Genomic DNA, 21,607 nt, shown 5'->3' on the forward strand with positions numbered 1-21,607 from the left:
AGGAGTGAAGAGCCCGTGTACTCGATCGAGATGGCCTACGCCCGCATGCGCGAGCTCCAGGACCTGGCCAACCGCTCGCGTGCCCACCAGTCCGCCCCGGCTCCGCGCCCCGCGGGGAAGATCCGCTTCCCGCGCGCCAAGAAGCGCTAGCCCTCCTCACGAGCGCTCGCTCCACCGAGCTCTCCTTCCCAGCGGCGGTACAGCCGGTGCGGCACTTCCGCCGCGTCCAGCACCCGCCCGGCGACGAAGTCCACCAGATCCTGGATGTGCGTCGCCCCCGCGTAGAACGCCGGCGAAGCGGGCAGCACCACGGCTCCCGCGTCGTCGAGCGCCACGAGCTGCCGGAGCGTCTGCCCGCTGAGCGGTGTCTCGCGCACCGCGACGATCAACGGCCGACGCTCCTTCAGCGTCACGCTCGCCACGCGCTGAAGCAGATCCTTCGAGAGTCCCAGCGCCACTCCCGCCACACAGGCGGTGCTCGCCGGGACGATCAGCATCCCCTTGACGGGATACGAGCCGGAGGACGGTCCGGCGGCCAGATCCCCGGCCGCCCAGTGACGGACATCGGCCAAGGCCGCCTCGTCGACGGCGAAGTGCTCCTTGCCGTCCGCGCCCAGCGCGAGCCAGCTCGCGAGGTCCCGCTCCCAGTGCCCGTCCCGGAAGCGGATCCCGGTCTCGTCCAGCAGCGTCAGCCTGGCGGCCCGGCTGACCACCAGGTCCACCGCCTCGCCGGCCGCCAGCAGACCGCGCACCACGGCTGCCGCGTAGGGCGTCCCGGACGCGCCGGAGACCCCGACCACCCAGGGCCGGCGTCGCTTCGTGTGTTCGTACGGCTCCACGGGATCGAGCCTATCCGGACACCGCGGGCGCTCCCGCCGGTGTCCCGGACGGGGGTGGCCGACCGCGCGTCTTGACGGCGTCTTGGCGGAATAGTCCTTTGACATGCCTATTCGTCCTGGACTTAAGTGACCTTCGTATAAATGGAACGGTCCAGGGGGAACGTCATTCACACCACGCGCAAGGGTCTGGCCGCCGCCGGCTGCGTCGCTCTCGTCGCCGCCGCGTCCGTCGCCTGCGACCCCACCGAGAAGCTGAGCCCCGAGGCGAAGGTCGAGCGGGCCTTCGACAAGCTGAGCGGCCAGAAGGCCGTCTCCGCCGACTTCGGCTTCGACGCCGGCGCCGACAAGCTCTACGAGGCGCTGAAGGGCGAGGACGACTTCCAGCGCTCCGACGCCGAGACGCTGGCGAGCCTGAAGCTCTCCTTCGCGATCAGCAACGACAAGCCGCTCAAGGACGTCAAGAAGGGCGACAAGAACGGCGCAGTGACGTTCAAGCTCGCCAAGAAGGACGGCGACAAGCCGCTGGTCGAGTTCCGTGGCGTGTCGCAGAAGCTCTATCTGCGCGGCGACCTCAAGGCCCTCGCCGAGTTCGGCGAGAAGAGCGAGAAGCGCAAGGGCTCCAAGGGCAAGCAGACCCTGGACGAGTTCCTGAAGAAGGCCGACCGGCTCCCGCCGTCCCTGGACGCCGTCAAGGGCGCCGTGAAGGGCGACTGGGTGTCCCTGGACCCCAAGTCCTTCGAGGAGTTCGGCAAGTCCTTCGGCAAGGACAAGGGCACCTCGGGGAAGGGCTCGCTGAACGACTCGCTCGACCCGGCGACCCAGAAGCAGGCCCTGGAGGCCATGCGCAAGGCCCTGATGGACAACGCCAAGTTCGCTGACGCGGGCTCGAAGGGCGGCGCCGACCACGTCAAGGTCACCGCCAACGCGAAGACCGTCGGCAAGCAGGTCGTCGAGGGCCTCAAGCCGCTGAAGGACAAGCTCGGCAGCAAGCGCTTCGACAAGTTCTCCAAGTGGGAGGACGCCCCGGACAAGGACGTCACCGTCGACGTGGCCGTCAAGGACGGCATGCTCTCCGCCCTGTCCTTCGACGCCGCCAAGCTCGACAAGGACGCCAAGGGCGAGCTTCCGGTGACCATCGGCTTCAAGGGCGGCTCGGAGAAGATCGAGGCCCCCGCCGGCGCCAAGGAGCTCAAGCCGCAGGATCTGATGGGCGCGGCCATGTTCGCCTTCATGGGCGGCGGCGCGGAGGGCGGCGCGAAGAGCCCGTTCGGCAGCGACGCGAACAGCCCCTTCGGCGGCGGCCCCCTGGGCGGCGGCGCGCACGACCCGTTCAGCAAGTCCGTCTGACGGCCCGTACACACGGCCCGTACCCACGCGAAAGGGCGGCCCGCCTTCCGGTGGGCCGCCCTTTCGGCGTCGGTGGGAACGCGGTCAGACCGTCAGGCCGCGCACCAGCAGGTCCAGCAGGGCGCACACGAAGAGCGCGATGCCGATGAAGCCGTTGACGGTGAAGAACGCCCGGTTCAGCCGGGACAGGTCGTGCGGCTTGACGATCGTGTGCTCGTACAGGAACGCCCCGGCGACCACGACCAGGCCCGCCCAGAAGAACACGCCCGCGTGCGTGGCCAGCGCGTACCAGACCAGCAGCGCCGTGGTGACGGCGTGGCTGACCCGGGCGCCGTACAGGGCGGCCGGGATGCCGAAGCGGGCCGGGGTGGACTTCACGCCGTGGGCACGGTCGGCGGCCACGTCCTGGCAGGCGAAGATCAGGTCGAAGCCGCCGATCCACACGCCGACCGCCAGCCCCAGGACCACCGCGTCCCAGGACCACTCCCCCGTGACCGCCAGCCACGCGCCCACCGGGCCCATGGCCTGGGCGAGCCCCAGGATCGCGTGCGGGAAGTCGGTGAAGCGCTTGCCGTACGGATAGACCACCATCGGGATCACGGCGATCGGCGCGAGCGCCAGGCACAGAGGATTCAGCAGCGCGGCGGCGCCGAGGAAGAAGACCACGGCCACCCCCGCCCCGGTCCACGCCGAGCGCACCGACACCGCGCCCGTGACCAGCTCCCGGTTCGCCGTGCGCGGATTACGGGCGTCGATCTCACGGTCGATGATGCGGTTGCAGGCCATCGCGAACGTGCGCAGCCCCACCATGGCGACGGTGATCAGCAGCAGCCGCACCCAGTGGATGTTCCGGTCGAGCTGGAACATCGCCGTCAGGGCGGCGATGTAGGCGAAGGGCAGTGCGAAGACCGAGTGCTCGATCATGACGAGGCGCAGGAACGCCTTCGTCCGGCCCGGCTGGGCGACTGCGGCCGTGGTCACAGCCCGTACTCCTTCCACCGGCGGTCGACTGTCGCCGCCGTCTCCGGGTCCGACTCGACCATGTTCGGCCAGCCCCCGTCGCGGGTGTAGCCCTCCTCGGGCCACTTCGCGGTCGCGTCGATGCCCGCCTTGCCGCCCCAGAACTGCTGGTAGGAGGCGTGGTCGAGATGGTCCACGGGGCCCTCGACGACGGTCAGGTCACGGCTGTAGTCCGTGTTGCCCAGCGCGCGCCAGGCCACCTCGTGGAGATCGTGGACGTCGCAGTCGGAGTCCACCACGATGATCAGCTTGGTCAGCGACATCATGTGCGCGCCCCAGACGGCGTGCATGACCTTCTGGGCGTGCTTGGGGTACTTCTTGTCGATCGAGACGATCGCGCAGTTGTGGAAACCGCCGGCCTCCGGCAGGTGGTAGTCCACGATGTCCGGGACGATCACCTTCAGCAGCGGCAGGAAGAACCGCTCCGTGGCCCGGCCCAGCGGGCCGTCCTCGGTCGGCGGACGGCCGACGACGATCGACTGGAGCAGCGGGCGTCGCCGCATCGTGACGCAGTCGATGGTGAGCGCCGGGAAGTCCTCCTGCGGCGTGTAGAAGCCCGTGTGGTCGCCGAACGGGCCTTCCGGCAGCATCTTCCCCGGTTCCAGCCAGCCCTCGATGACGACCTCGGCGTTGGCCGGGACCTGGAGCGGGACGGTCTTGCAGTCGACCATCTCGATCCGCTTGCCCTGGATGAAGCCCGCGAAGAGGTACTCGTCGATGTCGCCGGGCAGCGGCGCGGTGGACGCGTACGTCACGGCCGGCGGGCAGCCGAAGGCGATCGCGACCGGCAGCCGCTCGCCGCGCTTGGCGGCCACCTGGTAGTGGTTGCGGCTGTCCTTGTGGATCTGCCAGTGCATGCCGATGGTGCGCTTGTCGTGGCGCTGGAGTCGGTAGAGGCCGAGGTTGCGGACGCCGGTCTCGGGGTGCTTGGTGTGGGTGAGGCCCAGGTTGAAGAAGGAGCCGCCGTCCTCGGGCCAGGTGAAGAGCGCCGGAAGCTGGTCGAGGTCCACGTCGTCGCCGGTGAGGACCACCTCCTGGACGGGCGCCTCCTTGACCTTCCGCGGCGGCACGTGCGCCATCGCGCCGAGCTTGCCGAAGGCCTCGCGCATGCCGACGAAGCCCTGCGGGAGCTCCGGCTTGAGCAGCCCGCCGATCTTCTCGCTGATCTCCTCGTAGGACTTCAGGCCGAGCGCCTTGAGGAGCCGGCGGTCGGTGCCGAAGACGTTCATGGCGAGCGGCATGGCCGCGCCCTTGACGTTCTCGAAGAGCAGCGCGGGCCCACCCGCTTTGTTCACTCTGTCGACGATCTCCCCGATCTCCAGGTACGGGTCGACTTCGGCCTTGATGCGCTTGAGATCGCCATCGCGCTCCAGTGCCCGGAGGAACGAGCGAAGATCGTCGTAAGCCATACGTTCCAGTATCGAGCACGCACTACCCTGGAGCCGTCACGGGGGCCGCGAAGCGGCCCGAAGCACCACACTCCGGGGGCCGCCGCCATGCTCAGGTATCTGCCGATCCTGCTGGTCCTGGCGTTGTGGATCTACGCCTTCATCGACTGCCTCAACACTCCCGAGAACGAGGTGCGGGGCCTGCCGAAGCTGGCGTGGGTGTTCGTCATCCTGCTCTTCGGCGAGGTCCTGGTGGGCCCGGTGGCCTGGCTGGTCGCGGGGCGCCCCAAGGCGCGCACGCGCCCGGAGCGGCAGCGCTGGGTGGCCCCGGACGACAATCCGGAGTTCCTGCGCTCGCTGCGGCCCGACGAGGACGGACCCAAGGGCTAACCCGGGCCTTCCCGGTACCGGTCGCGCAGTTCGCGCCAGCGGTCCAGGGTCCACCCCGACCAGTCCGCGGGGGTGCCGCCGAGCGCCTGGAGCAGGTACTCGAAGTGGTGGTGCCATCCGGCCAGGCAGTCCAGGCGTACGTCGTCGGGCCCGGTCATCTCATTGGTGAAGTGCAGCAGCGTCCCGCCGACGCCCAGCGGGCCGGGCTCCAGCTCGAAGCGGACGCGCCCGTGGATAGCGACGGTGTACTCGACGAGCCGCTTGGGCTCCCAGGCCGTCACCCGCCCCGGAGCCACCGTGGCATGGCCCTGCGCGTCGGTGTTCTGCCAGCGCAGCGTGATCTCCCCGCCCTCGCGCCGCTCGAACGGATCGGCGACGGCCAGCCAGGTGGGCAGCCCGTCGGGCGTGGCGATCGCGTCCCACACCTCGTCGACGGGGTACGGGATCGACAGCTCGTAGCGCAGGGTGTGGACGTCGCCCTGGGTCTCGGACGCGCCGTAGGGGGAGGGGATCTCCATACGTCCACGTCTAACACGACCGGGCGCGGGGCGCGCGTCAGTCGCGGGGCCAGAGGGATGTGTCGATGGCGACCTTCGGGTAAGGCAGAGTGAATGCGGTCCCAAAGGCGTAACCCGACTCATCGACGTACTTGCCTTCGCGCGGCTCGCGGTAGACGTGCACCAGGCCGGTCATGGGGTCAGCGATCAGGTAGGTGGGCACACCTGCGGCGGCATAGACATTCAGCTTGGCTGTGTAGTCATCGCGCCGGCTGCCTTTCGATACGACTTCCGCGATGAACTCGACGTCTCGGTAGTCGTGGTTCCCCTTTTCGTCCTCCTCCGCGCCCTCCCTGACCAGGGCCACATCCGGGACGTAACCGTTGAGCACACCAGGAAAGTCGATGCGCACGTCCCAGAGGATGTTGGCGGTCAGGCCGAACACGTCTTCCAAGGCCCTGCTCAGCAACCTGATGATCGTGGAATGCACCTTGCGCTGCGGATTGATGACGATCTCCCCCTCGATGATCTCCACCCGGTAGTCCGCAGGCAGATTGAGGTTCTCGATCTCATCGAACATCGCGTCGAGCTCAGCCGAGTCCCGTACAGCCGCCATCCGGCACCTCCCCTTGTCGCATTCGAGTCTATGGACGCACGCCCGTCCCCTGCTCGCACAAAGGCCCGCTTCCCCCGATCGGGGGAAGCGGGCCTTGACAGAACCGCACCGTACGGGATCAGACGCCCGCGTACGAGTGCTTGCCGCTCAGCAGGATGTTCACGCCGTAGTAGTTGAAGAGGTAGCAGGCGAAGGCGAGCAGGGCCAGGTAGGCGGCCTTGCGGCCCTTCCAGCCGGCGGTGGCGCGGGCGTGGAGGTAGCAGGCGTAGGCGACCCAGGTGATGAAGGACCAGACCTCCTTGGGGTCCCAGCCCCAGTAGCGGCCCCAGGCGGCCTCGGCCCAGATCGCGCCCGCGATGATCGTGAACGTCCACAGCGGGAAGATCGTCGCGTTGATGCGGTAGGCGAACTTGTCGAGCGTGGCGGCCGAGGGCAGCCGGGAGAGGACGTTGCCCCAGGCGCCGCCCGCGTCCTGGCCCGCCGCGAGCTTGGCCTCGTAGCTGTCGCGGAAGAGGTAGAAGAGCGTGGAGACCGCGGCGACGTACATCGCGGCGCCGCAGAAGATCGCGCAGGAGACGTGGATCCACAGCCAGTACGAGTGCAGCGCGGGCACCAGCTGGTCGCTGGCGGTGTAGAGCACCGAGACGGCGAGGCCCAGGTCGAGCAGGACCGTGGTGACCAGCGGCAGGCCCAGCCAGCCGATGTTCTTCTTCGCGACGAGCAGGCCCAGGTAGACACCGACGGCCACCATGGCGAAGGTCGTGGAGAACTCGTACATGTTGCCCCACGGCGCCCGCTGCACGGACAGCGCGCGGGTGAGCACGCAGCCCACGTGGAGGACCCACGCGAGGACGGTCAGCGAGACGGCGATCCGGCCGTACAGGTCGCCCTTCTCGCTGCCGCCGGCCGCGCCGGGGCCGTCGGGCACGTCACGGCTGCCGGGGGCGGCACGCGTGACGACCTCGGGGCGCTCCAGGACGGCCGTGCCGCCGCCCTGCGCCTTCTTGACGGTGACGGTCACCGGGGAGCCGGCCGCCTCCGTGGTGATCGCGGCGGCGGTGCGGCCGACGGCGCTGCGGCTGCCGAAGACCCACTCGGTGATGTGCGCGAGGAAGGCCAGGGTGTAGACGGCCATGGCCGAATACACCAGCACATTGCTGATGTTGGCCAGGTTCTCGTTGGTTGCGGCGGCGAGATTCACGCGCGCGCTCCTTCGGACGGTTCGGCGGGGTCGTGGGCGGCTTCGTCCGCTTCGACGGCTTCGGTCGCGGCGGGCGGGGCGGCGGGCTGGAGGGCGGCGGCGAGGGAGGCGAGCTCCTCGGGCAGCCGGGCGGACTCGCTGCGGCCGAGTCCGGCCAGCTCCACGACCGTACGGCCGTCGGCGCCGGCCGTGGCCCGCACCCAGACCCGGCGGCGCTGGATGAACAGCGAGCCGGCCAGGCCCAGCAGCGCGGCGACGGCACCGGTCAGGGCGAGCTCGGTGCCGGGCTTCTGGGAGACCTGGAAGGTCGCCCACTCCTTGATGGTGTCGAAGTGCAGCGAGCCGCCGTCGGGGAGCGTCATCGTGTCGCCGACCTTGAGCAGCTTGGCGAAGGGCGAGCCGTCCTTCTCCTTGAACTGCTTCATCTTGGTCACGTCGAGCTGGTAGACGTTCTGCGGCATGCCGGAGTCGGTGCCGAGGCTGCCGGAGTAGGCGGTGAGCACCAGGGCGGGGTTGTCCAGCGCCGGGAACTGGGAGGCCATCATCCCGGTCTTCAGGTCCAGCGTCGGCACGAAGTTGCCCTTGAAGCCGATCTGGGTCTTGTTGCCGTCCTTGTCCCGGTAGTCGCCGACCTTGGCGACACTGGTCTCGGTGACATTGCTGTCCAGCGGCAGCGAGGGCATGGGGCCCCGGAAGGCGATGTTCCCCCGGCCGTCCTTGACGGTCACCATCGGAGCGTAGCCGTGGCCGATGAGGTAGACCTTCGAGCCGCCCGTCTCCAGCGGCTCGTTCACCTTGATGGTGGCCTTGCGGGCCGGGCCGTCGGCGCCCTCGTAGTAGGTGATGTGGGCGGCGTAGTCGCGCGGGGTGCCCTTCTGGGGGCCGGTGCGCTCGTAGCTCCCGGAGAAGCTGTCCAGGTAGAAGCTGAACTTGTCGAGGTCGTCCGGGCGGAAGAGGGTGCCGGACTTGAAGTCGTCGTACTGGGTGAGGGTGTTCGAGAAGCCGTCGCCCTCGACGACGAGCTTGCCGCCCTCGGACTTCCACAGCTGGCCGGAGGCGAAGGCCACCAGCATCACGATCAGGGAGATGTGGAAGAGGAGGTTGCCGGCCTCGCGCAGATAGCCCTTCTCGGCGCCGACGGAGCCCGCGCTCCGCTCGACGCGGAAGCGGCGGCGCTTGAGGAGCTTCTCGGCCGCCGCGACCACCTGCTCGGGCTTCGCGTCCGTGTGCCAGGTGGCGTGGGCGGGCATCCGGGTGAGGTTGCGGGGGGCGGCCGGCGGACGGCCGCGCAGCTGGCCGACGAACTGCCAGGTGCGCGGGACGATGCAGCCGATCAGCGAGATGAACAGCAGGATGTAGATCGCGGAGAACCACACCGAGCTGTAGACGTGGAAGAGCCCGAGCTTGTCGTAGAGCGACGCCAGGGTCTCGTGGTCGTCCTTCCACTGCTGGGCCTTGAGCGCGTCGACGCTGGTCTGCGGGACGAGCGAGCCGGGGATCGTGGCCAGGGACAGCAGGAAGAGCAGGATCAGCGCGACCCGCATCGAGGTCAGCTGCCGCCAGACCCAGCGCACCCAGCCGGTGGTCTCACGGACGCCCCAGCCGAGCGCGCCCAGGAGGCCGGGCTTGCGGACGCCGCCGAACGAGCCGGGGACGGCCTTGCCGTCGTCACCGGCGCCGTCCTCGGCGGGGGCCGTGGACAGGGCCGATACCGCCGCCTCGTCCAGCGGGGAGGTATCGGTGGAGTCGTTGGTCTTGGCCATTGATCAGATCCCGGGGGTGTAGCGCGACGACCACGTCTGAAGGTCCTGGACCATGCTGTCCCACAATCCTGTGACCAGGAGCAGGCCGACCACGACGAGCATGCCGCCGCCGAGGCGCATGACCCACGCGTAGTGCTTCTTGACCCAGCCGAAGGCGCCGAGCGCGCGCCGGAAGGCGATCGCGGCGAGGACGAAGGGCAGGCCCAGGCCCACGCAGTAGGCGACGGTGAGCAGCGCGCCGCGGCCGGCGCTGGCCTGGCTGAACGACAGCGAGTTCACGGCCGCCAGCGTCGGCCCGATGCACGGGGTCCAGCCCAGGCCGAAGAGCACCCCGAGCAGGGGCGCTCCGGCCAGGCCCATCGCGGGCCGGGTGTGGAAGCGGAACTCGCGCTGCCCGAAGAGGTTGAAGGCGCCCATGAAGCCCAGGCCGAGCACGATCGTCAGCCCGCCGAGGACGAGGTTGATCGGGTCTTTGTACTCCTGCAGCGTCGTGCCGAAGTAGCCGAACAGCGCGCCGGTGGAGACGAAGACGGCCGAGAAGCCCAGCACGAACAGCGAGGACCCGGCGACCATCCGGCCCCGCCGGGTCTCGGCGAGGTCCGCGCCGCCGACCCCCGTGACGTAGGAGAGGTAGCCGGGCACGAGCGGCAGCACGCACGGCGAGAAGAAGGAGACGAGACCGCCGAGCAGCGCCACCGGCAGGGCCATCAGCAAGGCTCCGGAGAGCACCGTCTGGTTCACATCGCCGGCGGCGGCGAGCGTGGTGAGCACAGGGGTCGCGGTGGTCACGACGTCACTTCTCCGCGACCAGCGGGTCGAGCGTCCGGCGCAGGTCTTCCTCGCTCAGCGCCTTGAGCGCGCGGGCCGCGATCTTCCCGTCGCGGTCGATGAAGACCGTGGAGGGGATGGCCTGCGGGTTGAGGCTGCCCTTGGGGAAGCGCAGCAGGAGCTTTCCGGCGGAGTCGTAGAGGCTCGGGTAGGGAACCTCGAACTCCTTCTCGAAGGCCATCGCCGGGGCCGGGTCGGGGTCGCGGGTGTCGAGGCCGACGAACTCCACGCCCTTGTCCTTGTAGGCGTTGGCGACGGTCACCAGGTTCTTGGCCTCGGCCCGGCAGGGCGAGCACCACGATCCCCAGACGTTAAGGACGACGATCTTTCCCTTGTACGCCTTGGCGACGTCGAGTTCCTTGCCGTCGACGGTCTTGCCGGACAGCTCCGGCGCCGACTGCCTGCCGGCGCGGTCCTTGACGACGTCCACGCCGCCCTGGCCCTGGACGAACTGGGTCTGTCCCCCGCCGCCCGAGCTGCCCCCCGAGCCACAGGCGCTGAGCGTCAGCGCCGCCGTGATGGCGACGACAGCGGCCGGCACGGTGGAACGACGGCGGGAAAGTGGGCGTCGAAAGGCGCGGCGGGCACTCATGTGAAAAGTTTCGCATGGGCAGTTTAGGGATCTTCCGCACCCCCCTCGGAGTCGTCGCGCCCTTTGTTGGCCGCGGGAGCCGTCGGCACGTCACCGCCCTTGGGCCCCACGGGCACCTCTCCGGCCTTCGGCCCGACGGGCGCCTCACCGCGCGGCGCGGGGGTGTCGCCCCGGTTCCACGGCCGGCTGCCGCTCCCGCCACCACCCGCCCGGGGATGCCACTTCTCGCCCACGTCGAGCTGGCGCAGCTGCGCGAGGACCGCCGGGCTCTGCACGTCGAGCCAGTCCACGAACTGCCGGAAGGACACGACCCGGACGTCCTTGCGCCTGTCGTCCGCCATGTACTTGAACGCCTCCTCCACGGCGTCCATATAGATCCCCCCGTTCCATTCCTCGAAGTGGTTGCCGACGAAGAAGGGTGCCCGATTCGTCTCGTACGCCCGGTCGAACCCCGCGATGTACGACTCGACGGCCTGCCGGCGCCAGCCCGCGTAGTGGGCGGGCACGCCCCGCGTCGTGTTCTTCGACTGGTTGGCGAGGATGTTGTAGTCCATGGACAGGACCTCGAAGGAGTGCCCGGGAAAGGGCATCTGCTGGAGCGGAAGGTCCCACAGGCCCTGCTTCCTGCGGGGCCACACCTGCTCGCCGCCCGAGGAGCTCGCGTCGTAGCGCCAGCCCAGCCGCCGGGCGGTCGGCAGCAGGCCGTCCTGGTTCAGCAGACAGGGCGTACGGCCGCCGATGAGCTCCTTGCGGTAGTCGAAGGGCAGCGGTTCCAGGTCGGTGAAGCCGGTGAGGGTGCGCCAGCGGGTGACGAAGGAGACGGCCTGGTCGATCTCCGACTCCCAGTCCTCGGGCGTCCAGTGCGCCACCGAGCCGTGGCCCGAGCAGAAGTGCCCGTTGAAGTGCGTGCCGACCTCATGGCCCTCCAGCCACGCCGCGCGCAGGTTCTTCAGCGTCGCCCGGATGTGCTCGTCGGAGAGGTAGCCGATGTCGGAGGCGCCGGGAGAGTTGTTCGGCGGCTCGTACATCCGCTGCTTGGACTCCGGCAGGAGGTAGATGCCGGAGAGGAAGAACGTCATACGGGCGCCGTGGTCCCGGGCGAGCTTGCGGAAGCGGGGGAAGAGACCGTTGCCGACCTCCCCCGCCCCGTCCCACGAGAAGATCACGAACTGGGGCGGCCGCTCCCCCGGCTCCAGCGGCACCGGCTTCGACGGCTGATTGGGCTGCGGCCCGGTGTCGGCCGTGGAACCGTCGCCGATCAGCTTCGTCCGGGCCTTCGCCTCCGCGCTCGCCCGCGCCTTGGGGCGGACGCCCGTACCGGAGGTGCCGGACGGCCCGTCCGAGCAGCCGGCCATCGCGCCCAGCGCGGTGGCCGTGCCCAGGCCCACGCCCATTCCGAGCAGGCTGCGTCGGCTCAACTCGCGCATGTCGGCTCCGTCCGTGCTCGCGGCCCCATACCATACGTCGTCCATATAAATGGACATTAGGGGTGACGGCACGGTGGATTACGACGCTTGCGCGGTTTTCCCCGTCTTAACGGGTGCATTCGGACAGACGACGGCGCGGATGCGCCGGGGCTCACGCCACCGGCGCACCCGCGCCGCCATCCACACTCCGGGTCGACCCCGGGTCAGACCCCGGATCAGACCCGGATCAGACCCGGGTCAGGCCCCGAACGCCTTGGAACCACCCTTGACCGGCTTCGCACCCGCCAGCAGATGCCTCGGCACCAGATCCCGCGCCGGCTCGCTGTACCCCACCGAAACGATCTTGTCGCCCCGGTAGGTGAACGTCGTCAGGCTCGCCAGCGTGCACTGCCGCTTCCGCGGGTCGTGCCACAGCCGCCGCTTCTCCACGAAGCTCCGCACGATCCAGATCGGCAGCTGATGGCTGACCAGCACGGCCTCATGACCGCGCGCCGCGTCCTTCGCCGCGTCCAGCGCGCCCATCATCCGCACCACCTGCTCGACGTACGGCTCACCCCACGACGGACGGAAGGGGTTCGTCAGGTGCTTCCAGTTCGCCGGCTTGCGCAGCGCCCCGTCACCCACGCCGAAGGTCTTGCCCTCGAAGACGTTCGCCGCCTCGATCAGCCGCTCGTCCGTCGCCAGATCCAGACCGTGCGCCTTCGCGATCGGCGTCGCCGTCTCCTGCGCCCGCTCCAGCGGCGACGCGACCACATACGTCACGTCCCGGTCCGCCAGGTGCTCCGCCACCCGGTCCGCCATCCGGTGCCCCAGCTCCGACAGGTGGTACCCCGCACGGCGCCCGTAGAGCACGCCCTCCGGGTTGTGCACCTCGCCGTGGCGCATCAGATGGACGACCGTGATGTCACCCGTGCCGCTCACTTGCCCTCCTCCGTCGCCTCGGCCGCCGCGCGCGCCGCGGCCGGCAGCGCCGCCGCGACCCGCTCGATCGCCGCCGCGTCATGCGTCGTCGAGACGAACCACGACTCGAACGCCGACGGCGGAAGATACACGCCCTGCGACAGCATCGAATGGAAGAAGGCGTTGAACCGGAACGCCTCCTGCGCCTTCGCCTCGGCGTAGTTCGTCACCTCGGACTCGGTGAAGAACACCGAGAACATGTTGCTCGCCGTCTGGAGCCGGTGCGCCACACCCGCCTTCGTCAGCGCCTCCGTCACCAGAGAGCCGATCTCCGCCGCGACCGCGTCCACCCGCTCGTACGCCGCGTCGTCCAGCAGCCGCAGCTGCGCCAGGCCCGCGGCCGTCGCCACCGGGTTACCGGAGAGGGTGCCCGCCTGGTACACCGGGCCCGCCGGTGCCAGGTACGCCATCACATCGGCGCGACCGCCGAAGGCCGCCGCCGGGAAGCCGCCGCCCATGACCTTGCCGAAGGTCATCAGGTCCGGCTCGACGCCGTCGACCCCGAACCAGCCCGCACGGCTCGTCCGGAAGCCCGTCATGACCTCGTCGGAGATGTACAGCGCGCCGTTCTCGGCACAGGCCGCCTTCAGGCCCGCGTTGAAGCCCGGCAGCGGCGGGACCACGCCCATGTTGCCCGGCGACGCCTCCGTGATCACACAGGCGATCTCGCCCGGGTGCGCCCGGAAGGCCTCGCGCACGGCCTCCAGGTCGTTGTACGGCAGCACGATCGTCTCGCCGGCCTGCGCGCCGGTCACGCCCGGGGTGTCCGGCAGCCCGAAGGTCGCCACACCCGAGCCCGCCGCCGCCAGCAGCGCGTCCACGTGACCGTGGTAGCAGCCGGCGAACTTGATCACCTTGGCGCGGCCCGTGAAACCGCGCGCCAGCCGGATGGCCGACATCGTGGCCTCGGTGCCCGAGGACACCAGGCGCACCTGCTCGACCGGCGCGATCCGCGCGACGATCTCCTCCGCCAGCGCGACCTCGCCCTCACCGGGCGTGCCGAAGGACGTTCCCCGCGCCACGGCCTCCTGGACCTTGGCGATCACCTCGGGGTGGGAGTGGCCGAGAATCATCGGCCCCCACGAACACACGAGGTCCACATATTCCCGGCCATCCGCGTCGGTCAGATACGGACCGGTGCCGGACACCATGAAACGGGGCGTACCGCCCACGGCGCGGAACGCGCGCACCGGAGAGTTCACGCCACCGGGCGTCACGACCGACGCACGGTCGAAAAGCGTCTGCGAGACTGGGGCCGTGTATGGGTAGCTCATGCTAGCCATGGTCTCAGAGCCCCCGGCGAGTCGTGCCCGGGCGTTTCGCACGCCTTCTACGGGGGAGGTCTCTGAGACGATGATCGGGTTGCGCGGCGGGGGCTGTGCTGCCTCAATGTGCGGTCGGGCAATGTGCGGTCGGGTGGAGATATGCATCGCGGTGGCGGACTGGGCGAAGGCACGGACGACCTGGGCCCCGAGCGAGCCGAGCGCGCCAACAAAGGGCGGCACCGGCGCCGGGAAGAACGACGCGACGAACGGCGCGAAGAGCGACACGAAGAGAACGGTGCGAGCAGGAGTGGCCGGGTGGGGGTGACCTACAAGTACTTCGGGGCACCGAACGGTGCGACCGCTGCCCGCGTCCCCATCTCCATGCGCCCCGAGGAGCTCGGCGGTGACGAGCTGGGCATGGGCGGGATGTTCTCCAGGATCAAACCGGAGACCGTGGCCGCCATGGTCCTCACCGGCATCGAGGGCATACCCCTGCACAAGGTTCCCCCGCTCGAACTGGTCGTTCTCCACCCCGACTACGCGGTCGTCAAACTCCCCATGACCGTCGTCGACCCGCTGCGCGGAATTGGCGAGGAATCGGTGGGCGCGGCGGCCTTCATCTGGTCCACGGTCCCCGACCGGGGCGGCCCGCGCGACGCCTTCGAGGTCTACCAACTGCTCCACGAATGGCAGGACTTCTCCCACCGGCTGCACGAGGCCGGCCACCAGCCCTACTGCCTGGTCTGGCCGTAGCGACCCACAACCTCCACAGCCACACATACCCTGACATCCATGCTCAACCTCCGCTCCATCGCCCTGTTCGTCCTCGCCGCCCTCCTGGAGATCGGCGGCGCCTGGCTGGTCTGGCAGGGGGTACGGGAGCACAGGGGCTGGGCCTGGATCGGCGCCGGGATCGTCGCCCTGGGCGCGTACGGCTTCGTCGCCACGCTGCAGCCGGACGCCCACTTCGGCCGGATCCTCGCCGCGTACGGCGGCGTCTTCGTCGCGGGCTCGCTGGCCTGGGGCATGGTCGCCGACGGCTACCGCCCGGACCGCTACGACGTCATCGGCGCGCTGATCTGCCTCGCCGGCGTCGCCGTGATCATGTACGCGCCCCGCGGCCGCTGACCGGCCGGGCCCGGGCCCCTATGCTGCGGATAGACCCCAGCCGCCCCAGGAGGCCCACCATGAGCACCCGCACCGCAGTCATCACCGGCGCGAGCAGCGGCATCGGCGCCGCCACCGCCCGGCGGCTGGCCGCCGACGGATTCCGCGTCGTGCTCACCGCCCGCCGCGAGGACCGTCTGACCGCCCTCGCCGAGGAGCTGACCGCCGCGGGCCACGACGCGCTCGTCCGCGTCCTCGACGTCACCGACCGCGCCGCGGTGGACGCCTTCGCCGCCGGCCTCGACCGGGTCGACGTCCTCGTCAACAACGCCGGCGGCGCCATCGGCACCGAGACCGTCGCCACCGCCGACCCCGCCGACTGGCGCACGATGTACGAGACCAACGTCCTGGGCACCCTCAACGCCACCCAGGCCCTCCTCCCCCGCCTCGTCGAGGCCGAGGGCACGATCATCGTCCTGTCCTCCACGGCGGGCCTCGCCACCTACGAGGGCGGCGGCGGCTACGTCGCCGCCAAGCACGGCGCCCACGTCATCGCCGAGACCCTCCGCCTGGAGCTGTGCGGCCAGCCGGTACGCGTCATCGAGATCGCCCCAGGCATGGTCAGGACCGACGAGTTCGCCCTCACCCGCTTCCGCGGCGACCAGGACCGCGCCGACGCCGTCTACACGGGCGTCGCCGAGCCCCTGACCGCCGACGACGTCGCCGACACCATCGGCTGGACCGTCTCCCGCCCCGCCCACGTCAACATCGACCTCCTCGTCGTCCGCCCCCGCGCCCAGGCGTCCAACTACAAGGTCCACCGCGAGGTCTGACCCCGGCCGGGACCACGGTCCCGGTCCCCACGACCGATGCGGAACCCCTCACGGCGCACTAGCTTCGTACGCACAGCCGCCCGCCCCCGGGCGGCCCGTACGGAACAGGGGGCACCCCATGCGCGTCACCGCCTTCGACCACCTCGTCCTCAACGTCTCCGACGTCGAGCGCGCCCTGGCCTTCTACACCGGCCCCCTGGGCCTGGAGCCGGTCCGCGTCGAGGAATGGCGAGCGGGCGAAGCCCCCTTCCCCTCCGTCCGCGTCTCCCCCACCACGATCATCGACCTGGTCGCCCACGAACGCGGCGAGTCCAACGTCGACCACATCTGCCTGGTCGTCGACCCCGTCGACTGGCACGAGGTCATCGCCTCCGGCACCTTCACCGTCACCGACGGCCCCGGCCCCCGCTACGGCGCCCGCGGCGTCGCCGAGTCGATCTACGTCCTGGACCCGGACGGCAACACGATCGAACTGCGGTGGTACCCGCAGGACCGGGGACGGGGGCAGGGACAGAGCGTCTGACGCGCTCCCTGTCAGCCCTTCACGCAGACGATCTGCTTGAGCTTCGCCACGACCTCGACGAGGTCCCGCTGCTGCTCCATGACCTGCTCGATGGGCTTGTAGGCGGCCGGGATCTCGTCGACGACGCCACGGTCCTTGCGGCACTCGACGCCCCGCGTCTGCTCCACCAGATCCTGCTCGGAGAAGCGCTTCTTCGCCTGGTTACGGCTCATCCGGCGGCCCGCGCCGTGGGAGGCGGAGTTGAACGACGCCTCGTTGCCCAGGCCCCGCACGATGTACGAGCCGGTGCCCATGGAGCCCGGGATGATGCCGTACTCGCCGCCGCCCGCGCGGATCGCGCCCTTGCGGGTGACCAGCAGATCGACGCCTTCGTAGGTCTCTTCCGCCACGTAGTTGTGGTGACAGGAGATGACCGGCTCGAATATCGGCTTGGCCTTCTTGAACTCCTTGCGGACCACGTCCTGGAAGAGGGCCATCATGATCTCGCGGTTGTGCCGCGCGTACTCCTGCGCCCAGAACAGATCGTGCCGGTAGGCGGCCATCTGCGGGGTGTCGGCTATGAACACGGCCAGGTCACGGTCGACCAGGTTCTGGTTGTGCGACAGCTTCCGCGCCTCGCCGATGTGGTACTCCGCCAGCTCCTTGCCGATGTTGCGGGAGCCGGAGTGGAGCATCAGCCAGACCGAACCTGCCTCATCGAGACAGAATTCGACGAAATGATTTCCCCCGCCGAGCGAACCCATCTGCTTCAGCGCCCGACCCTGACGGAATTTGACCGCTTCCGCGACCCCGTCGAACCGCCCCCAGAAGTCGTCCCACCCCGCCGTCGGCAGTCCGTGGAGCCGGCGCGGGTCCACCGGGTCGTCGTGCATCGCGAAGCCCACCGGGATGGCTTCCTCGATCTTCGACCGCAGCCGGGAGAGATCGCCCGGGAGGTCGTTGGCGGTCAGCGACGTCCTCACCGCCGACATGCCGCAGCCGATGTCGACGCCCACCGCCGCCGGGCACACCGCGCCCCGCATGGCGATCACCGAGCCGACCGTGGCGCCCTTGCCGAAGTGGACGTCGGGCATCACGGCGAGGCCCTCGATCCACGGCAGCGTGGAGACGTTCCGCAGCTGCTGCATGGCGACGGGCTCGACCGTGGCCGGGTCGGCCCACATGCGGATCGGTACCCGGGCGCCGGGCACCTCGGTGTACGACATACCTACCTCATTCCCCCGAAAAGCGTGGATAAAGCAAAAGCCGGACCTCTCACCTCATCCACGACAGCGGGACGGCGGGCGCGGCAGCGCTTGCGGTACACATTGTGTCCAGTCGCCACCCAGCGGCGACAACCGGTTTTCCGGTGGGTTTCAGGTGAGAGGAGCCACGGACAGTGCAGCGAAGGGCGTACGCACCGGCAGCCGCACTGGCCTCGGCGGCGGTGCTGTCGGCGGTGCTCACCGGGTGCGGCGGAGGGTCCGGGTCCGGTGGCGGGGGCGAGGACCCCAAGCCGGGACAGGCCGGGACGTCGACGGCCACGGCCGAGCCCGGGAAGTACCACAGCCTTCCCGAGCCGTGCGGATATGTCAGCCGGGACACGCTGCGGCGGATGCTGCCCGGCGTGGGCGACGGCGACGAGGAGGAGGCCAAGCGGCTCCTCCAGGGCCAGGCGGCGATCACCTATGACACCGACCGCCGCGTGGGCTGCCGCTGGAAGCTGGAGACCCCCAACGGCACCCGCCACCTCTCGGTCGACTTCGAGCGCGTGGTCTCGTACCAGCCGGGCATGAGCGACGAGAACCGGGCCAAACAGCTGTACCAGCGCCAGGCCACCGCCGCGCACATCCCCAACGCCACCCCCGCCCCCACGACGTCCGCGAGCCCCGGCGGCAGCCCCGGCGGCGGCAGCCCGTCCGCGAGCGCCCACACCGCCGACCCCGGGCCGGGGCCCCAGCTGGGGGACGCCACCGTCGCGCCGATGACCCCGTCGGCGCCCCCCTCCGCCGACCCCAAGCTGGCCCCGCGCGTCCTCGACGACCTGGGGGACGACGCCTTCGTCGACGACAAGCTGGCGACGACGGGCTCGGGGGTGCACCGCGATGTGAAGGTGGTCTTCCGGTCCTCGAACGTGCTGGTCACCATCGCCTACGACCAGTGGACGACGGACGCCCTCCACGTCCCCGGCAGCCTGGACCTCCAGGGCAAGGCCCACGGCCTCGCCCGTGAACTCGACGCGGGCCACTTCGGGAACTAGAGGGAACCGAGGGAACCACCTGGCGGAACCAAGGGGGCGCGTTTCGGCGTGGCAGCCGCGTGCGGGCCGCGTACCGTGCCCGTAGGCAAGCCCCCGAGCCCCCGCCCGTAGGCAAGCCCCGAGCCCCCGGACCGCTCCCGCACCGCCCCCGCGTCACCGACACGAATGAGCGAAGGACCCATGCACCGACCCACAGCCCCGCGACTCGCCCGAATCCTCGCCTGCGCCGCAGTACCGGTGATGCTCGTCGCCACCGGCTGCTCGGACTCCGACTCGGGGTCCCAGAAGAAGGAGTCGGGCAAGACCTCCGCCCCGGCCACCCCGAGCGCCGCCCCCTCCGTGAAGGCGGCCACGTTCGGCAAGCTGCCGGAGGTGTGCAAGACGCTCTCCGAGAAGACCATCGACAAGCTGGTGCCCAAGGCGGAGAAGAAGGAGGGCAAGGCCCTCCCCTCCAGCGACACCAACGACTCGGCGAGCTGCTTCTGGAGCGGCCTGAACGACGAGGACGTCAAGGACCTCCAGTTCCGTACGCTGACCGTCTCCCTCAAGCGGTTCGCCTCCGACCCGACGCTGGGCACGGGCGAGAAGCGGGCACAGGACTTCGTGGCGAAGCAGGTCTCGGTGGCCACCACCGCGGACGGCGCCAAGGACGCGAAGACGGACAAGGCGTCGGGCATCGGCGACGAGGCCGGCGTGGTGAGCACGACCACGAAGAAGGACGACAACGACCACAAGAACGAGACCGTCGTGGCCCGCACGGCGAATGTCGTGATCACGGTCAAGTACAGCGGCGCGGGGCTCCAAGGAGCGAAGACGCCGGACGCCGACGCGCTGAGCAAGGACGGCCAGGAGGCGACGAAGGAAGTCGTGACGGCGGTCGCCACGGCGAACAAGTAAGTCCCCGTAAGGGAGACGGAAAAGGGCCCCGGCCCGGTGACGATCAGGTCACCGGGCCGGGGCCCTTCCGTGCGTACGGGCTACGCCGCCAGCAGCTTGCGCACCCGGTCCGCCCCGACCGCGAGCAGCAGCGTGGGCAGGCGCGGGCCGGTGTCGCGGCCGACGAGGAGCTGGTAGAGCAGGGCGAAGAACTCGCGCTGCGCGACCTTGAGCTCCGGCGTGGGCTTGGCGTCGGGCTCAAGGCCCGCGAGGACCTTGGGCACGCCGTAGACCAGCGTGGTCAGGCCGTCCAGGGACCAGTGCTCGTCCAGGCCGTCGAGGAGCAGCCGCAGCGAGGCACGGGACTGCTCGTCGAGGGTGGCGAGGGTCTCGTGGTCGGGCTCGGTGCGCACGACGGTGCGGGACTCGGCGGGGACCTGGGTGTTGATCCAGTGCTCGGCCTTGTCGAGGCGCGGGCGGGTCTCGTCCAGCGAGGTGACCGGGTTCTCGGGGTCGAGGTCGCCGAGGATGCGCAGGGTCTGCTCGTCGTGGCCGGCGGTGATGTCGACGACCGAGGCCAGCGTCCGGTAGGGCAGCGGGCGCGGGGTGGCGGGCAGGTCACCGGCGGCCGTGCGGACGGCGCGGCTGTGGGCGGCGGCGTCGGCGGGCAGGACGGTGCCGTCGGCGACCTTGCCGCAGAGCTTGTCCCACTCGTCGTAGAGCCGCTGGATCTCCTGGTCGAAGGCGATCTTGAACGACTGGTTGGGCCTGCGGCGGGCGTAGAGCCAGCGCAGCAGCGGGGCCTCCATGATCTGGAGGGCGTCGCCGGGGGTGGGGACGCCGCCCTTGGAGGAGGACATCTTGGCCATGCCGCTGATGCCGACGAAGGCGTACATGGGGCCGATGGGCTGTTCGCCGCCGAAGATCGGGCCGACGATCTGGCCGCCGACCTGGAAGGACGAGCCGGGCGAGGAGTGGTCGACGCCGGAGGGCTCGAAGATCACGCCCTCGTAGGCCCAGCGCATGGGCCAGTCGACCTTCCAGACCAGCTTGCCGTGGTCGAACTCCTTGAGGAGGACGGTCTCGGCGTGGTCGCAGGCGGTGCAGGTGTAGGCGAGCTCGGTGGTCTCGTCGTCGTACGCCGTGACCGTGGTGAGGTCCTTGTTGCAGGCGGTGCAGTACGGCTTGTACGGGAAGTAGCCCGCGTCGCCGGCGCTGCCGTCGTCCTCGGCCGCGGCGCCGGAGCCCTCGGCGGCCTCCAGCTCGGCCTCGTCGACGGGCTTCTGCTGCTTCTTCGCACCGGGCTTGGCCTTGGTGCGGTACTGGGCGAGGATCGCGTCGATGTCGCCGCGGTGCTTCATCGCGTGCAGGATCTGCTCGCGGTAGACACCGGAGGTGTACTGCTCGGTCTGGCTGATGCCGCGGTACTCGATGCCCAGCTCGTCCAGGGCCTCGATCATGGCGGCCTTGAAGTGCTCGGCCCAGCTGCCGTAGGGGCTGCCGGGGGGCGCGGGCACGGCGGTCAGCGGCTTGCCGATGTGCTCGGCCCAGGACGGGTCGACGCCGGCGGGGACCTTGCGGTAGCGGTCGTAGTCGTCCCAGGAGAGGACGTGGTGGCACTCGTGGCCCCGGCGGCGGATCTCGTCGGCGACCAGGTGCGGGGTCATGACCTCGCGGAGGTTTCCGAGGTGGATCGGGCCGGAGGGCGACAGGCCGGAGGCTACGACAATGGGTTTGCCGGGGGCGCGGCGCTCGCCTTCGGCGATGACCTCGTCGGCGAAACGGGAGACCCAGTCGGCCTCGGTGCTCTGAGCCTGAGCCACGGCACTTCCTTCCTTACGGTCCTGGCAGGGCCATTGTCCCAGACGACCGGGATGGCGGACGGGTTGCCCGGGG

At 70.1% G+C, this 21,607-nt stretch carries 23 protein-coding genes; 9 read left to right on the forward strand and 14 right to left on the reverse strand.

Annotation, left to right across the window (positions count from 1 at the left end; translation table 11 throughout):
* Positions 1-15 precede the first annotated feature (15 nt).
* Positions 16-150 carry a hypothetical protein gene (locus tag AB0E98_RS14300; protein ID WP_311609166.1) on the forward strand — a complete coding sequence of 45 codons (135 nt, stop codon included), beginning with the start codon at positions 16-18 and terminating at the stop codon, positions 148-150.
* Here the strand turns inward: AB0E98_RS14300 and AB0E98_RS14305 are convergent.
* Positions 147-839 (reverse strand): UbiX family flavin prenyltransferase, encoded by a 693-nt coding sequence (locus AB0E98_RS14305; protein ID WP_361702060.1) that lies wholly within the window; start codon positions 837-839, stop codon positions 147-149. The genes AB0E98_RS14300 and AB0E98_RS14305 overlap by 4 nt on opposite strands.
* Positions 840-980: 141 nt before the next feature.
* Between AB0E98_RS14305 and AB0E98_RS14310 the strand changes: the two genes are divergently transcribed.
* Positions 981-2,186 (forward strand): hypothetical protein, encoded by a 1,206-nt coding sequence (locus AB0E98_RS14310; RefSeq protein ID WP_361702062.1) that lies wholly within the window; start codon positions 981-983, stop codon positions 2,184-2,186.
* Positions 2,187-2,270: 84 nt separating this feature from the next.
* On the opposite strand, the gene mqnP is transcribed toward AB0E98_RS14310, so the two are convergent.
* Together mqnP and AB0E98_RS14320 are read right to left on the reverse strand one after the other, a co-directional pair.
* On the reverse strand, positions 2,271-3,167 hold the full coding sequence (mqnP, locus tag AB0E98_RS14315; RefSeq protein WP_361702064.1) for a menaquinone biosynthesis prenyltransferase MqnP: 897 nt from the start codon (positions 3,165-3,167) through the stop codon (positions 2,271-2,273).
* Entirely contained in the window at positions 3,164-4,615 is a 1,452-nt protein-coding gene (locus AB0E98_RS14320) for a menaquinone biosynthesis decarboxylase (RefSeq protein WP_361702066.1), read from the reverse strand. The genes mqnP and AB0E98_RS14320 overlap by 4 nt, the downstream gene beginning before the upstream one ends.
* A gap of 87 nt (positions 4,616-4,702) precedes the next feature.
* Here AB0E98_RS14320 and AB0E98_RS14325 point away from each other — a divergent pair, with 87 nt between their 5' ends.
* Positions 4,703-4,984, forward strand: coding sequence for a PLD nuclease N-terminal domain-containing protein (locus tag AB0E98_RS14325; RefSeq protein WP_311609080.1), 282 nt, complete (start codon positions 4,703-4,705; stop codon positions 4,982-4,984).
* On the opposite strand, the gene AB0E98_RS14330 is transcribed toward AB0E98_RS14325, so the two are convergent.
* From AB0E98_RS14330 to hemL, 9 genes are all read right to left on the reverse strand, one after another.
* Positions 4,981-5,502: an SRPBCC domain-containing protein gene (locus AB0E98_RS14330; protein ID WP_361702069.1), complete on the reverse strand. Its 522-nt coding sequence runs from the start codon at positions 5,500-5,502 to the stop codon at positions 4,981-4,983. The genes AB0E98_RS14325 and AB0E98_RS14330 overlap by 4 nt on opposite strands.
* Positions 5,503-5,539: 37 nt before the next feature.
* The gene (locus AB0E98_RS14335) at positions 5,540-6,097 is read right to left on the reverse strand and encodes a Uma2 family endonuclease (RefSeq protein ID WP_361702070.1); all 558 of its coding nucleotides are present in this window, start codon (positions 6,095-6,097) and stop codon (positions 5,540-5,542) included.
* A gap of 118 nt (positions 6,098-6,215) precedes the next feature.
* On the reverse strand, positions 6,216-7,298 hold the full coding sequence (gene ccsB, locus AB0E98_RS14340) for a c-type cytochrome biogenesis protein CcsB (RefSeq protein ID WP_361702072.1): 1,083 nt from the start codon (positions 7,296-7,298) through the stop codon (positions 6,216-6,218).
* Positions 7,295-9,061 (reverse strand): cytochrome c biogenesis protein ResB, encoded by a 1,767-nt coding sequence (locus AB0E98_RS14345; RefSeq protein ID WP_361702073.1) that lies wholly within the window; start codon positions 9,059-9,061, stop codon positions 7,295-7,297. Before AB0E98_RS14345 ends, ccsB begins: the two co-directional genes overlap by 4 nt.
* A 3-nt stretch (positions 9,062-9,064) precedes the next feature.
* Positions 9,065-9,769, reverse strand: a complete 705-nt coding sequence (locus AB0E98_RS14350; RefSeq protein ID WP_361702132.1) for a cytochrome c biogenesis protein CcdA — start codon at positions 9,767-9,769, stop codon at positions 9,065-9,067.
* Positions 9,770-9,854: 85 nt separating this feature from the next.
* On the reverse strand, positions 9,855-10,481 hold the full coding sequence (locus AB0E98_RS14355) for a TlpA disulfide reductase family protein (protein WP_361702074.1): 627 nt from the start codon (positions 10,479-10,481) through the stop codon (positions 9,855-9,857).
* Between the two features lie 23 nt (positions 10,482-10,504).
* Complete coding sequence (locus AB0E98_RS14360; protein ID WP_361702076.1) at positions 10,505-11,908, reverse strand: hypothetical protein; 1,404 nt, start codon at positions 11,906-11,908, stop codon at positions 10,505-10,507.
* A gap of 237 nt (positions 11,909-12,145) precedes the next feature.
* The gene (locus AB0E98_RS14365; RefSeq protein ID WP_361702134.1) at positions 12,146-12,793 is read right to left on the reverse strand and encodes a histidine phosphatase family protein; all 648 of its coding nucleotides are present in this window, start codon (positions 12,791-12,793) and stop codon (positions 12,146-12,148) included.
* A 32-nt stretch (positions 12,794-12,825) separates the two neighbouring features.
* Complete coding sequence (hemL, locus tag AB0E98_RS14370; RefSeq protein WP_361702077.1) at positions 12,826-14,142, reverse strand: glutamate-1-semialdehyde 2,1-aminomutase; 1,317 nt, start codon at positions 14,140-14,142, stop codon at positions 12,826-12,828.
* 150 nt (positions 14,143-14,292) lie between these two features.
* Between hemL and AB0E98_RS14375 the strand changes: the two genes are divergently transcribed.
* The 4 genes from AB0E98_RS14375 to AB0E98_RS14390 all read left to right on the forward strand — a co-directional run bounded on the left by AB0E98_RS14375 (position 14,293) and on the right by AB0E98_RS14390 (position 16,596).
* Positions 14,293-14,886 carry a hypothetical protein gene (locus tag AB0E98_RS14375; protein ID WP_361702079.1) on the forward strand — a complete coding sequence of 198 codons (594 nt, stop codon included), beginning with the start codon at positions 14,293-14,295 and terminating at the stop codon, positions 14,884-14,886.
* 39 nt (positions 14,887-14,925) lie between these two features.
* Positions 14,926-15,261, forward strand: a complete 336-nt coding sequence (locus AB0E98_RS14380; RefSeq protein ID WP_361702080.1) for a YnfA family protein — start codon at positions 14,926-14,928, stop codon at positions 15,259-15,261.
* Between the two features lie 59 nt (positions 15,262-15,320).
* Positions 15,321-16,073 carry an SDR family oxidoreductase gene (locus tag AB0E98_RS14385; protein ID WP_361702081.1) on the forward strand — a complete coding sequence of 251 codons (753 nt, stop codon included), beginning with the start codon at positions 15,321-15,323 and terminating at the stop codon, positions 16,071-16,073.
* 118 nt (positions 16,074-16,191) lie between these two features.
* Entirely contained in the window at positions 16,192-16,596 is a 405-nt protein-coding gene (locus AB0E98_RS14390) for a VOC family protein (RefSeq protein WP_361702082.1), read from the forward strand.
* A gap of 11 nt (positions 16,597-16,607) precedes the next feature.
* Here the strand turns inward: AB0E98_RS14390 and AB0E98_RS14395 are convergent, their stop codons facing one another.
* Positions 16,608-17,801, reverse strand: a complete 1,194-nt coding sequence (locus AB0E98_RS14395) for an RtcB family protein (RefSeq protein WP_361702084.1) — start codon at positions 17,799-17,801, stop codon at positions 16,608-16,610.
* Between the two features lie 173 nt (positions 17,802-17,974).
* Here AB0E98_RS14395 and AB0E98_RS14400 point away from each other — a divergent pair, with 173 nt between their 5' ends.
* Together AB0E98_RS14400 and AB0E98_RS14405 are read left to right on the forward strand one after the other, a co-directional pair.
* Positions 17,975-18,835: a hypothetical protein gene (locus AB0E98_RS14400; RefSeq protein ID WP_361702085.1), complete on the forward strand. Its 861-nt coding sequence runs from the start codon at positions 17,975-17,977 to the stop codon at positions 18,833-18,835.
* A 180-nt stretch (positions 18,836-19,015) separates the two neighbouring features.
* Positions 19,016-19,732, forward strand: a complete 717-nt coding sequence (locus tag AB0E98_RS14405) for a hypothetical protein (protein WP_361702086.1) — start codon at positions 19,016-19,018, stop codon at positions 19,730-19,732.
* Positions 19,733-19,812: 80 nt separating this feature from the next.
* Here the strand turns inward: AB0E98_RS14405 and lysS are convergent, their stop codons facing one another.
* Positions 19,813-21,534, reverse strand: coding sequence for a lysine--tRNA ligase (gene lysS / locus AB0E98_RS14410; protein ID WP_361702087.1), 1,722 nt, complete (start codon positions 21,532-21,534; stop codon positions 19,813-19,815).
* Positions 21,535-21,607: the final 73 nt, after the last annotated feature.

The organism is Streptomyces sp. NPDC037389 (assembly GCF_040636475.1).
Taxonomy (GTDB): Bacteria; Actinomycetota; Actinomycetes; order Streptomycetales; family Streptomycetaceae; genus Streptomyces; species Streptomyces hesseae.